General features: G+C 47.1%; 11 protein-coding genes and 1 riboswitch. Of the genes, 9 read left to right on the forward strand and 2 right to left on the reverse strand.

Features of this window, described 5'->3' with window-relative positions; all coding sequences use genetic code 11:
* Nucleotides 1-32 precede the first annotated feature (32 nt).
* The 4 genes from ACQ4M5_RS09920 (at nucleotide 33) to ACQ4M5_RS09935 (ending at nucleotide 3,971) form a co-directional block, all read left to right on the forward strand.
* On the forward strand, nucleotides 33-830 hold the full coding sequence (locus ACQ4M5_RS09920) for a M15 family metallopeptidase (protein ID WP_430675422.1): 798 nt from the start codon (nucleotides 33-35) through the stop codon (nucleotides 828-830).
* The gene (locus tag ACQ4M5_RS09925; protein WP_430675423.1) at nucleotides 827-1,504 is read left to right on the forward strand and encodes an ATP-dependent Zn protease; all 678 of its coding nucleotides are present in this window, start codon (nucleotides 827-829) and stop codon (nucleotides 1,502-1,504) included. The genes ACQ4M5_RS09920 and ACQ4M5_RS09925 overlap by 4 nt, the downstream gene beginning before the upstream one ends.
* A 189-nt stretch (nucleotides 1,505-1,693) precedes the next feature.
* Complete coding sequence (locus ACQ4M5_RS09930; protein WP_430675424.1) at nucleotides 1,694-3,394, forward strand: NAD(P)H-quinone oxidoreductase subunit 4; 1,701 nt, start codon at nucleotides 1,694-1,696, stop codon at nucleotides 3,392-3,394.
* 427 nt (nucleotides 3,395-3,821) lie between these two features.
* On the forward strand, nucleotides 3,822-3,971 hold the full coding sequence (locus tag ACQ4M5_RS09935) for a hypothetical protein (RefSeq protein ID WP_430675436.1): 150 nt from the start codon (nucleotides 3,822-3,824) through the stop codon (nucleotides 3,969-3,971).
* Here ACQ4M5_RS09935 and ACQ4M5_RS09940 read toward each other — a convergent pair.
* Entirely contained in the window at nucleotides 3,968-4,822 is an 855-nt protein-coding gene (locus ACQ4M5_RS09940) for an ABC transporter permease (RefSeq protein WP_430675425.1), read from the reverse strand. The two genes, ACQ4M5_RS09935 and ACQ4M5_RS09940, sit on opposite strands and share 4 nt — an antisense overlap.
* A 211-nt stretch (nucleotides 4,823-5,033) precedes the next feature.
* Here ACQ4M5_RS09940 and ACQ4M5_RS09945 point away from each other — a divergent pair, with 211 nt between their 5' ends.
* The 5 genes from ACQ4M5_RS09945 to ACQ4M5_RS09965 all read left to right on the forward strand — a co-directional run bounded on the left by ACQ4M5_RS09945 (nucleotide 5,034) and on the right by ACQ4M5_RS09965 (nucleotide 10,110).
* Nucleotides 5,034-5,849 carry an ABC transporter ATP-binding protein gene (locus ACQ4M5_RS09945; RefSeq protein ID WP_430675426.1) on the forward strand — a complete coding sequence of 272 codons (816 nt, stop codon included), beginning with the start codon at nucleotides 5,034-5,036 and terminating at the stop codon, nucleotides 5,847-5,849.
* A 138-nt stretch (nucleotides 5,850-5,987) separates the two neighbouring features.
* A riboswitch (guanidine-I (ykkC/yxkD leader) is annotated at nucleotides 5,988-6,100 on the forward strand.
* A gap of 84 nt (nucleotides 6,101-6,184) precedes the next feature.
* Complete coding sequence (locus ACQ4M5_RS09950; protein ID WP_430675427.1) at nucleotides 6,185-7,186, forward strand: ABC transporter substrate-binding protein; 1,002 nt, start codon at nucleotides 6,185-6,187, stop codon at nucleotides 7,184-7,186.
* 6 nt (nucleotides 7,187-7,192) lie between these two features.
* Nucleotides 7,193-8,194: a fatty acid desaturase family protein gene (locus ACQ4M5_RS09955; RefSeq protein WP_430675428.1), complete on the forward strand. Its 1,002-nt coding sequence runs from the start codon at nucleotides 7,193-7,195 to the stop codon at nucleotides 8,192-8,194.
* Between the two features lie 16 nt (nucleotides 8,195-8,210).
* Nucleotides 8,211-8,975, forward strand: coding sequence for a creatininase (locus ACQ4M5_RS09960; protein ID WP_430675429.1), 765 nt, complete (start codon nucleotides 8,211-8,213; stop codon nucleotides 8,973-8,975).
* Nucleotides 8,976-9,105: 130 nt separating this feature from the next.
* Entirely contained in the window at nucleotides 9,106-10,110 is a 1,005-nt protein-coding gene (locus ACQ4M5_RS09965) for an ABC transporter substrate-binding protein (protein ID WP_430675430.1), read from the forward strand.
* Here the strand turns inward: ACQ4M5_RS09965 and ACQ4M5_RS09970 are convergent.
* Complete coding sequence (locus tag ACQ4M5_RS09970; RefSeq protein WP_430675431.1) at nucleotides 10,064-10,579, reverse strand: cysteine hydrolase family protein; 516 nt, start codon at nucleotides 10,577-10,579, stop codon at nucleotides 10,064-10,066. The genes ACQ4M5_RS09965 and ACQ4M5_RS09970 overlap by 47 nt on opposite strands.
* Between the last annotated feature and the right edge of the window lie 105 nt (nucleotides 10,580-10,684).

The raw sequence follows: 10,684 nt of genomic DNA on the forward strand, positions 1-10,684 counted from the left end.
ACTAGATGCAGTGAAGTTGAGGAGATGACCTTTTGAGTAATGCCAGCCCACCAGGAAAACCTCCACAAGATCCACCCTCGTTTGAAGATATTCCGATCGCTGAACGCGAAACAGTCGTCGAAACGGTAAAGAAACCGCGATCGTTCACTTGGCTCTGGTGGCTAGGGGGATTAAGCGCGATCGCTTTACTCTCTATTGGCGGTTGGTTTGCCTATCAAGCCTTTCAAGTTCGTACTCCTGAAACCGAAGCGTCTCCGACTGCTTCAGCGTCTCCTACTCCTGCGTCGGATGGACGCTTGCTGAATCATTATCCATACCAAGAAGCGCCACAATCTGAATTAGAAGCGATCACAGCCGATGGCGGTATCAGGTTAAGAAGTTCAGCCGCAAAAGCGTTCAGAGATATGGAAGCGGCTGCCCGTGAAGAAGGAATCATTTTGAATCCGCTTTCTGGATTCCGATCGGTCAAAGAACAAGAGCAAATCTATTTCGGTGTCAAAGCTGAACGAGAACAAACGGTGCAAGAACGGGCACTCGTGAGCGCTCCACCCGGACACAGCGAACATCACACCGGATACGCGATCGACATTGGTGATGGAAACGTTCCCGCCACCAATCTCAGCCCCGATTTCGACAAAACGCCCGCCTTCAAATGGCTCCAAGACAATGCAGCCCGATTTAACTTTGAGATCTCATTTCCAAAAGGCAATCAACAAGGCGTAACCTATGAACCGTGGCACTGGCGCTTTGTCGGAGATAAGAACAGCTTAGAAACGTTCTACCGCGCTAAAGAAAACCAGAAAGAATCTTCACCTGCTCCCTCACCATGAATCAGACTGCTTTAAATCTGGTTGCGATCGGCATTTTCACGATGACGCTCTCAACGTTGCTCAGTCCGTTGCTCCATATTTCTCCCGCGATTCCAGCACTTGCTACTTTCAGTATTCTTGGACTTGCCACACTCGACTCGTTCCAATGGCAAGGAAAATTCGGCTCGATCGCGCTGGATTTCTTTGCTCGATTTTCTCAAGAACATCGCGATCGCGTTCTGCGCCACGAAGCTGGACATTTTCTCACCGCTCAACAGCTTGAGATTCCGGTCGTCGGCTACACCTTAAGCGCGTGGGAGGCGTTTCGACTAGGACAAACCGGACAAGGTGGGGTACAATTCGACACCCAAGAACTCGAAGCAGAATTGAAACAAGGCAAGCTATCGGCTCAATTAGTCGAACGGTATTGCACCGTTTGGATGGCGGGAATTGCAGCAGAACAAATCACGTATGGCAACTCAGAAGGCGGAACTGACGATCGACAAAAATTCCGAGAAGCGCTCACAAAATTAGGCATTCCTGCTTCAGAACTCCCACAACGTGAAAGACTATCAATTCTCAGAGCTAAGGAACTATTGAAAAAGCACGAGTCAGCGTATGAAGCGTTAGTTGGAGCATTACGCGAGAAACAATCGATCGAACAGTGCTATGAAGCAATTCAAAACGCAACCTAAAAAATTTCGAGCAGCATAGCCTTTCTATTGTGTGTTTGCCATCAAGCTTTGCAAAAAAAGCGATCGAGCAGTTTCTACGCCTGATACATAATGCTAAGTCCATGATCAATCCGCAAAGGACTGATAGATGATGAGTCTCACAGTTGCGTAAGATGATCTTGACTCAATGGATAGGTATTTATTCTTATCATGATAGAACAGTTCCCCTGGCTAACCGCGATCGTGCTGCTGCCGTTGGTCGCCGCGTTGCTCATTCCTTTGATCCCTGACAAAAACGGCAAGACCGTCCGCTGGTATGCGTTGGCAGTTGGCATGGCTGATTTTGTACTGATGAGCTACGCCTTCTGGCGGCATTACGATGCGAGCCAGACAACCTTCCAACTGGCGGAAAAGGTCGTTTGGTTGCCGCAGTTGGGCTTGAGTTGGGCACTGTCGGTCGATGGGATTTCGGCTCCGCTGGTGCTGTTAGCGGGCTTTGTCACCACGCTGTCGATGTTTGCCGCTTGGCAGGTCGATCGACGACCCCGCCTGTTCTACGCATTGATGTTGACTTTATATGCTGCCCAGGTGGGAGTGTTCGTTGCCCAAGACCTGATGCTGTTCTTCATCATGTGGGAAGTCGAACTCGTGCCAGTCTATCTGCTGGTGTGCATTTGGGGCGGACAAAATCGGGGTTATGCAGCGACGAAGTTCTTAATGTATACCGCCCTAGCTTCGATTTTCATTTTGGTGGCAGCCCTGGGAATGGGATTCTATGGTGATACGCTCACCTTTGATGTTGCTGAACTAGGGTTAAAGCAGTTTCCCTTGGGGCTGGAATTGTTTCTGTATGCTGGACTGCTAGTGGCTTTTGGGGTCAAACTGGCAATCTTCCCCTTTCATACTTGGCTGGCGGACACCCACGGCGAAGCTTCTTCCCCGGTGTCGATGATTCTGGCAGGGGTGTTACTCAAAATGGGGGGATATGGGCTGATCCGGTTGAACTTGGAACTGTTGCCCCATGCCCATGTGTATTTTGCGCCAGTGTTGGCGATTTTAGGAGTCGTCAACATCGTTTATGGAGCACTGAACTCCTTTGCACAGACCAATATGAAGCGGCGGTTAGCTTATTCCTCAGTTTCTCACATGGGATTTGTGCTGCTGGGGATTGCTTCCTATAGTGATTTAGGAGTAAGTGGGGCGATGCTGCAAATGCTGTCTCACGGGCTGATTGCGTCGGTGTTGTTCTTCTTGGCAGGCGTGACCTACGATCGTACCCGCACGATGATGATGAATCAGTTGGGTGGGTTGGGTCAGGCGATGCCCACAGTGTTCGCCCTATTTACGATGGGAGCAATGGCATCCTTAGCTTTGCCTGGGATGAGTGGGTTTGTCGGAGAACTGGAAGTCTTTGTCGGCTTGGCAACAACGGACATTTATGGTTCCTCTTTTCGCTTGGTGACTGTTTTTCTGGCGGCGGTGGGGTTGATTCTGACTCCGATCTATTTGCTGTCGATGGTGCGGCAGGTGTTTCATGGAGCCAGCGCTGATCAAATGTGTGACCTGGTGCCTACCTGTGATCTGAATGATCTAGATTTGAAAGCTCAGGGCAACCAAGAAGCGAATTGTTTTGGCACAGATTGTGTCTTGCCGGAGCAAGCAGAATTTAAGGATGCCAATCCACGGGAGATTTTTATTGCGGTGTGTTTTCTGGGGTTAATTATTGCGATTGGGTGTTATCCCAAGGTGGCAGCCCAGATGTATGACGTGAAAACGCTGGCGGTCAATGCCCAGGTGAGGGCGGCTTATCATGAGTCCTTTCCAGATGCGGTACAGCGATCGGCGCAGGGGCGATGGAGTCCTGCAATCTCAGCGGCTCAATCTGCGGATGTCTGGGGTGTTGTCGAATGATCGATTCCCATTAATTACGCTAGACAGATAACTTCCCGCAGGATCGACCTACTCAATTTCATGCAGGGTTATCTATAGCAATCCTAAGTGAGTTGTGAAGTAGGGATAGTTGCGAAGAAGTGGGGAGTGGGGAGTGGGGTGTTGCTCCCGTTTTGACTCCCTACTCCCCACTCCCCACTCTTTCTAATGTTTACGACTCAAATAGGAGCGCTATATCCGCTGTTGAAGTTGTTGCAACTCTTCAATTGATAGCCCAGTCATACGAGCAACAGTTGCGATCGAAATCGCCTACTTCCTAGCATTCGTGCCCACCGGAACATCACTTGAAGCGATCGTCCAGACCGCAGGACTGCGGTAGTATTAGAGGCGTTATCTGCCTTGAATACCCTTTAATTCGGTATGAAACACTGCCGCGAGCTTTGGGGCGATCGGAGCATTCGCGGCAGATTCATTAAGCGAATCCGTGATGGGATCGCTGATGTATCAAACCTATGTGAATTTCAAAACTCAAGAATGGATGGACTATCACAATCATGTCTCTGATTGGGAAATTCAGCGCTATCTCAAGTTCTTTTAGTGTCGGGTTTGGTCTGCCCAAGGAGTAAGAACAGCAGACATCCACTTCAAACCGTAGTCGATCGCAAGTCCGATCAATCCAATCAGCAAAATACAAAACAGTACCTTTTCTGTCTGTAAAAACCGCTGCGCCTGAATGATTCTGAATCCCAATCCCGATTGAGCCGCAACTAATTCTGCAATCACCAGATAGTTCCAGGCTCCCGAAATGTTCACCCGCAATGTATCCAACACACTCGGAAACGTTGCGGGAACAATCACTCGAAACAATACATCTCGCCGCGTTGCTCCTAATGTATAAGCCACATTGATCATTTCACTTGGAATAAATTTGACCGCATCCGCAATCATGATCGCGTTATACAGCACCACACCCAGTGTAATGATCAGGATTTTCGCTTCTTCACCCAGTCCCACCCAAATCACAATCAGAGGGACAAAAGCAGTCACAGGCATATATCGAACCGTTCCCACAAAAGGCGCAAAGAAACTATCCATGCTGTAGAACGTTCCCATCGCAATCCCTATCGGCGCACCAATCAGCGCTGCCACAACAAAACCTGCAAAAACTCGACCACAACTCACTAACACATCTGATAGCAGATTATTGTTAATGAACATATCAATGCCTGCTTGCAACACTGCGGTTGGTGTTGGTAGAAACATCGGGGGAACGAGTCGCGCATAGCTGACGATCGACCAAAGCAACAGTGGAATTGCCAGCGATACGAGAATAATCAAAGCTGACAATCGGCGCGGAAATCCCTGTCGGATACTCCAAAACACCGAAGGTTTTAAGTATTGATGTTGTCGATCGACTGTTGTTGGGGCAGGAAGACTCGCGTTAGCCACTGGGATTAATCCTCCGATTGCAGAGATAACGTCACCAATTAATGACATTTGTTCAGTCTAAAGAGATGTGTCTGGTTTTTTGTATCTGTCATTACTATCGATCGAGTATTTCTCAGACTCTAATCGTTTATGTAGCGAAGTTGACACTTTGCCGTGAAGAGTTCGACTTAACTGGGAGGGATATTGTTATCGCTTCACTCTGGATACTCTTATGCTGAATACTCGATCTCAAGAATTACAGCGGCGATCTGAGCTTGAGATCGCACCCGAATCAACCGCAAAGTTAGAAGTTCGTGCGCTATCAAAGTCATTTATGCAGCCAAACGGCTCGATTAGCGTCCTCGAAAATATCAATTTCCAGCTTTTTCCTAGAGAATTTGTTTGCCTGGTTGGAGCTTCTGGCTGTGGTAAATCAACGCTGCTTAACATTGTGGCAGGACTGACTCCACCTTCTTCTGGAAGCGTTTTAGTAGACGGGCGTGAAGTGACTGGACCCGGCTCCGATCGCGGAATGGTCTTTCAGAACTATACGCTGTATCCTTGGCTAACAGTCGCTCAGAACATTGCATTTGGATTAAAACTTCGCAAACTGCCAAAATCGGAACAACGCGATCGCGTCAATTACTACCTCGATGTGGTGGGATTGACTCAGTTTGCTCAGTCTTATCCGAAACAGCTATCGGGTGGAATGAAACAGAGAGTAGCGATCGCACGAGCGTTGGCGAACGAACCTGCGGTTTTGCTGATGGATGAACCGTTTGGAGCCTTGGATGCTCAGACCAAAGAGCAGATGCAACAGTTCTTACTCGAACTCTGGGAGCAAACGCACGTCACGGTTTTGATGATTACACACGATGTTGAGGAAGCTATCTTTTTATCTCAGCGAGTGTATGTAATGAGTGCGCGACCGGGACGAATGAAGTTAGAAGTGCCTGTGAATCTTCCAGAGCATCGAGATTTAGAGATGAAGCTATCGGCTGAATTTGTTGAGATCAAGCGACACATTCTCCACACGCTTCGGGATTAGTAGCGCAGAACTATCTAAAGAGAAAGTGGAACTGTGCTTTAGGACACTTTATTTCTATTGCTACGTGATAGAAGTAGTGACATTGGATTTTGCCATCAGGAGTATCCCGCAAACAGAATTCTCATCGCCAATACCCATACAGATCGCTTCTAGGGTTCCGATTCAGCCACGAAGGTGAATGACTGGTCCGAGAGAAGCAAACTGTCTAAGCATAGCAGGCAGTCACACGGCGGGACAAAAGCCCGGGAGAGACGATTAACAGCGATCGCTGTTACGGCTCTTTCGGGCTTTTTGAGCAATTAGCCCCAAATCACACGGTTTCAAAGGAAGTCAATATGTTTAGGTCTCGATTCATCAAACTGCTCGCATTTGCTCTAGTTGCATTATTTTGGACAGTTGCTTGTTCTCCTCAAGCCTCGAACAACGCGGCAAACAATTCTGCAACTCAAGCTCTATCGGTCTCTACGAATTCTTGGTCTGGGTATTCCGGGCATCATGTTGCCGTGCAAAAAGGATTCTACAAACAAGCAGGATTGAACATCGAAGACACGCTCTTTCAGTCGAACACTGAGCAAATTACTGCATTTTTATCAGGTAAAACAGATCTTGCTTGGTTGACTGCTGGAGATGCCATTCAGATGGCAGGGAAAGATCCGAACCTGAGAATTATCTTTCTGTGTGACTACTCGAATGGGGCGGATGGTATTTTGGGACGAGACATCAAAGCACCTGCGGATTTGAAAGGAAAGACGCTGGCACATGAAAACGTTCTGTTTCAAAAAGTGCTGCTGAGAGCTTACCTCGAAAAAGGTGGGCTGACTGAGAAAGATATCACCATTCGAGATATGCCTGCGCCTGATGCGGCAACCGCGTTTAGTGCGAAGCGAGTGGATGCTGCTGTGACCTATGAACCATTCCTGACGAAAGCGGCAAAAGAAGGGGGCGGAGAGGTTATTTTTAGCTCCAAAGGTACGAATTTGATTGCAGATGTTTTGGTAACGCGCCCAAACTTGATTGCAAATCGCAGAAATGATCTCCTTGCATTTATCAAAGCTGTGGATCAAGGGATTAGACTGCTAAAAGCAGGAGATGCTGACGCGATCGCGGTTGCCGCAACTCGGATTGGAATCAAGCCAGAAGAACTACGCGAACAGCTTACGGGCATTGCCTTGTTTGATATCGAGGGCAATAAGTCGATCGGCTTTAATCCCGCTCACGAGAACAATGCGATCAAGAGTTTTGAACTGGTTTCTAAAGCAGCGTATGACTTCAAAATTGTGCCTCAGCCGCTTGATGTGAAGTCACTCTACGATGATTCTCTAGTAAAATCTCTCTAAATTGCTATGTCAATTAGTGACTACTTACAGCGCGATCGACCTTTTTATAATGCAATCGCACTGTTCTACACTCTAGCTGCATACCTCGGTGGGATTGCCCTGATTGTGCAAGCGAATGTTTGGCTGAATGTGATCGGGGTACTGGCTCTGACGCATGGATTGGTTCTATCTGCATACCTCGCGCATGAGTTCATGCACGGAACGATTTTTGCTTCAATGAAGTGGAATGCTGGATTTGGTACATTAATCCTGTGGCTAAATGGCGCTTGCTATTCCCGCTTTCAGGATTTAGCAAAAATGCACATTGCTCATCATGTCGATCGAGTTGATTTCTGTCGGTTTAACTTAGCAGAATTTCTCAATTCATTGCCTGTCATCGTTCGGAATAGCTTGCTAGTGATGGAATGGTTGTACTTTCCAGCCCTAGCATTTTTCACTCGATTTCGCTCTATTACTGCTCCGTTTTGGGTCGAAGAGCGCAAATCAGAACGATCGAGAGTTATGGCGATCGCACTGATTCGCATCAGTTTATTTGCTCTCTTGGGTGTGGTATCGCTCAAAGGACTTCTGCTGTACTTTGTGTCATACATCAGCATGATCCAAGTGTTGCGGTTTGTGGATTGCTTCCAGCATACGTATGAAATGTTCGAGATCGGGACTCCATTGCCGAAACGCGATCGCGCTCACGAACAAGCAAATACATTCTCGAACGTTGTCTCACTCCAGCATCATTGGCTGAATCTACTGCTGCTAAATTTTGGCTATCACAATGCTCACCATGAACTGATGAAATGTCCCTGGTATCGATTACCGGATCTCGATCGAGCATTATTTAAGGGCACAGAATCACACTATGTCACCTTGCCCCAGCTTATTTGGAACTATCATCGGTTTCGAGTTAGCCGCATTTTTTCTGGACAAGGAAGCGCGATCGACAAAAATGGCAATCTGAACTTGGAACAGTTTTACGGCGGGATCGAAGTGTCGTTTCTTGTACTGCCTGCTTAATCTGAGAGGAAAGATAATGCACCCGTTATTGATGGGCTGTCTGAGTTGGGTTGAATATCAGCAACGAGTAAAAGATAGCTCGATCGTTCTGATTCCCTGTGGCGCATTAGAGCAGCATGGACCGCATTTACCTTTAGGAACTGATGCTTTATTGAGTAGCGCGATCGCTCAAGGAGTCGCAGAACAAATCAATGGCATTGTTGCTCCAACCTTTAGCTATGGCTATAAATCCCAGCCTAAATCTGGCGGTGGACAACATTTTCCAGGAACGACCAGTCTAGATGGTCATACCTTGAGCCAAATGCTGCGGGATGTGATTCGGGAGTTCGCACGTCAAGGAGTGAAGCATATTGTCGTTCTTGATGGACACTATGAAAACCAGTGGTTTTTGACTGAAGGAATTGATCTTGCACTGCGCGAGATTGGACAGACAAATTTGCGAGTGATGCGATTGGAATATTGGGATTTTTTGAACGAAAAAACTCTAGCGACTGCTTTTCCAGAAGGCTTTCCAGGATTTGCACTAGAACATGCTGCTGTCATGGAAACCTCATTGATGCTGCATTATTATCCTGATTTAGTACGATTGCATCTGATTCCGGATGAGAAGCCTGCTGATTTTCCGCCTTATGATCTTTATCCACCTCGATTAGAATGGGTTCCTGCTTCTGGAGTGCTTTCTTCTGCAAAAACCGCGACGGCTGATAAAGGCACATTGATGTCGAATCAAGTGATCGAAAGTATCGCAGCGGCAGTTCGGCATGAATTTCAGGCAGTGTAGGTTGATGAACAATCGTTTGAAACGCGATCGAACTAAAACATGCTCTAAAACCCAGTTAAATAGCGTTATACTTTGCTGCAAATCGTTCTACACGATCGCAGTTTGATCGCATTCTGAAGGAGTCAATTCGATGAGCCGTACTACTGATTTACTCAACCGTCGTCAAGCCCTTTGGTTGATGGGTGGATTGGTCGGAGGCGTGGCGCTACACGGCTGTAATCGAACGACAGCGAATTCCTCTGGAACTACACCTCTGAATGCAGGAATTAGTCCTTGGCCCGGTTATGCAGGACACTATATTGCCACTAAAAAAGACTTCTTTAAAGAAACTGGGGTCACAGTTCAGGAGGTTTATTTTCCAGGTGCAACAGAATTGATCACTGGATTTTTAGCACAGAAAGCAGATGTTGGCTGGGTGACTTCTGGGGATGCAATTCAAGCAGCACAGCAAGATCCAACCATGCGAATTATCTATGTCGTGGACTATTCTAATGGTGCGGATGGCATCGTTGGACGCGGCATCAAAACACCTGCTGATTTGAAAGGAAAAACAGTAGCGCGAGAGAATTTGCTCTTTACCAATGTGCTACTGCGAGAATATTTGAAGAAAGGCGGATTAACTGAAGCGGATATCAAAATCAAAGATCTCTCAGCGGCAGATGCGGCGGCAGCATTCGCAGCGAAACAAGTGGATGTGGCAGTTGCTTACGAACCCTGGTTAACGAAAACGACGAAGGAATCAGGCGGCGAGATTTTATTTACTTCAAAAGATACGAACTTGATTGCAGATGTACTGGCAACTCGGCAAAATATTATTGCAACTCGTAAGCCAGAATTGCAAGCTTATCTAAGGGCGATCGACAAGGGCGTAAAGCTAATCAACAGCGGCGATCCTGAAGCTGTAAAAATTGTTGCAGCAGCACTCAATGTCTCGGTTGATGAAGCAAAAGAACAGCTTGCAGGCGTGAAGATTTTTGACATTGAAATGAACAAGTCGATCGGGTTCGATTCAAGCAATACGAAGAATATCATGAAAAATCTTGAGCTTAGTATTGATACAGGCAAACAGATGAAAGTGATCGGAGATATCAAGGTCGAGAATCTGTATGATGACTCGATCGTGAAGTCGCTGTGATCAGTTGTTCTGAACTGGCAACCCAACCAATCGCACCATTTTCAGACAATAAAACTGCGATCGCGGCTTCATGTTCGATCGGATCAAACGCTGCACAACAATCTTCTAGTAAAAGAGCATAAAACCCTAAATCGCTGGCTTGTCGATAGGTTCCTAACACACAGCACTGTGTCGTCACACCTGTAACCAGCAGATGAGTAATCTTGCGTTTGTGAAGTTGCTGCTCCAGAGCAGTTCCAATGAATACAGATTGTGCAGGCTTATCCAACTGCCAGTCGTCGGCTTGAGGCGCTAGTTCTGGGATGATCTCAGTTCCCGGTTCGCCTTGAATGAGAAATCTTCCTCGATCGCCTAAACTCCCCACTGGATAACCTGCATTTGTGTACCGTAATTGTTTGCTCGGTGACAAATCAGAGAGGTCTGGTTTATGACTTTCCCGCGTGTAGATAGGGCTTGCTGAAAAAGTCATTCTGTAAAAACTGGATCACAGACTTCTCTGAATCTGCATCCTTTTATTTATGCGATCGCCAATTGCCATTGATTCGGTTGTCGCCGTGTTCGATGTAATTCAAAG

Origin of the sequence: Leptolyngbya sp. AN10, from assembly GCF_050565645.1 — a bacterium.
Lineage (GTDB): Bacteria > Cyanobacteriota > Cyanobacteriia > Leptolyngbyales > Leptolyngbyaceae > Leptolyngbya.

Coding starts and splice junctions, on each gene's coding strand:
- ACQ4M5_RS09925 (WP_430675423.1), top strand. CDS start 827: ATGAATCAGACTGCTTTAAATCTGGTTGCGATCGGCATTTTCACGATG.
- ACQ4M5_RS09960 (WP_430675429.1), top strand. CDS start 8,211: ATGCACCCGTTATTGATGGGCTGTCTGAGTTGGGTTGAATATCAGCAA.
- ACQ4M5_RS09930 (WP_430675424.1), top strand. CDS start 1,694: ATGATAGAACAGTTCCCCTGGCTAACCGCGATCGTGCTGCTGCCGTTG.
- ACQ4M5_RS09965 (WP_430675430.1), top strand. CDS start 9,106: ATGAGCCGTACTACTGATTTACTCAACCGTCGTCAAGCCCTTTGGTTG.
- ACQ4M5_RS09945 (WP_430675426.1), top strand. CDS start 5,034: ATGCTGAATACTCGATCTCAAGAATTACAGCGGCGATCTGAGCTTGAG.
- ACQ4M5_RS09955 (WP_430675428.1), top strand. CDS start 7,193: ATGTCAATTAGTGACTACTTACAGCGCGATCGACCTTTTTATAATGCA.
- ACQ4M5_RS09970 (WP_430675431.1), bottom strand. CDS start 10,579: ATGACTTTTTCAGCAAGCCCTATCTACACGCGGGAAAGTCATAAACCA.
- ACQ4M5_RS09950 (WP_430675427.1), top strand. CDS start 6,185: ATGTTTAGGTCTCGATTCATCAAACTGCTCGCATTTGCTCTAGTTGCA.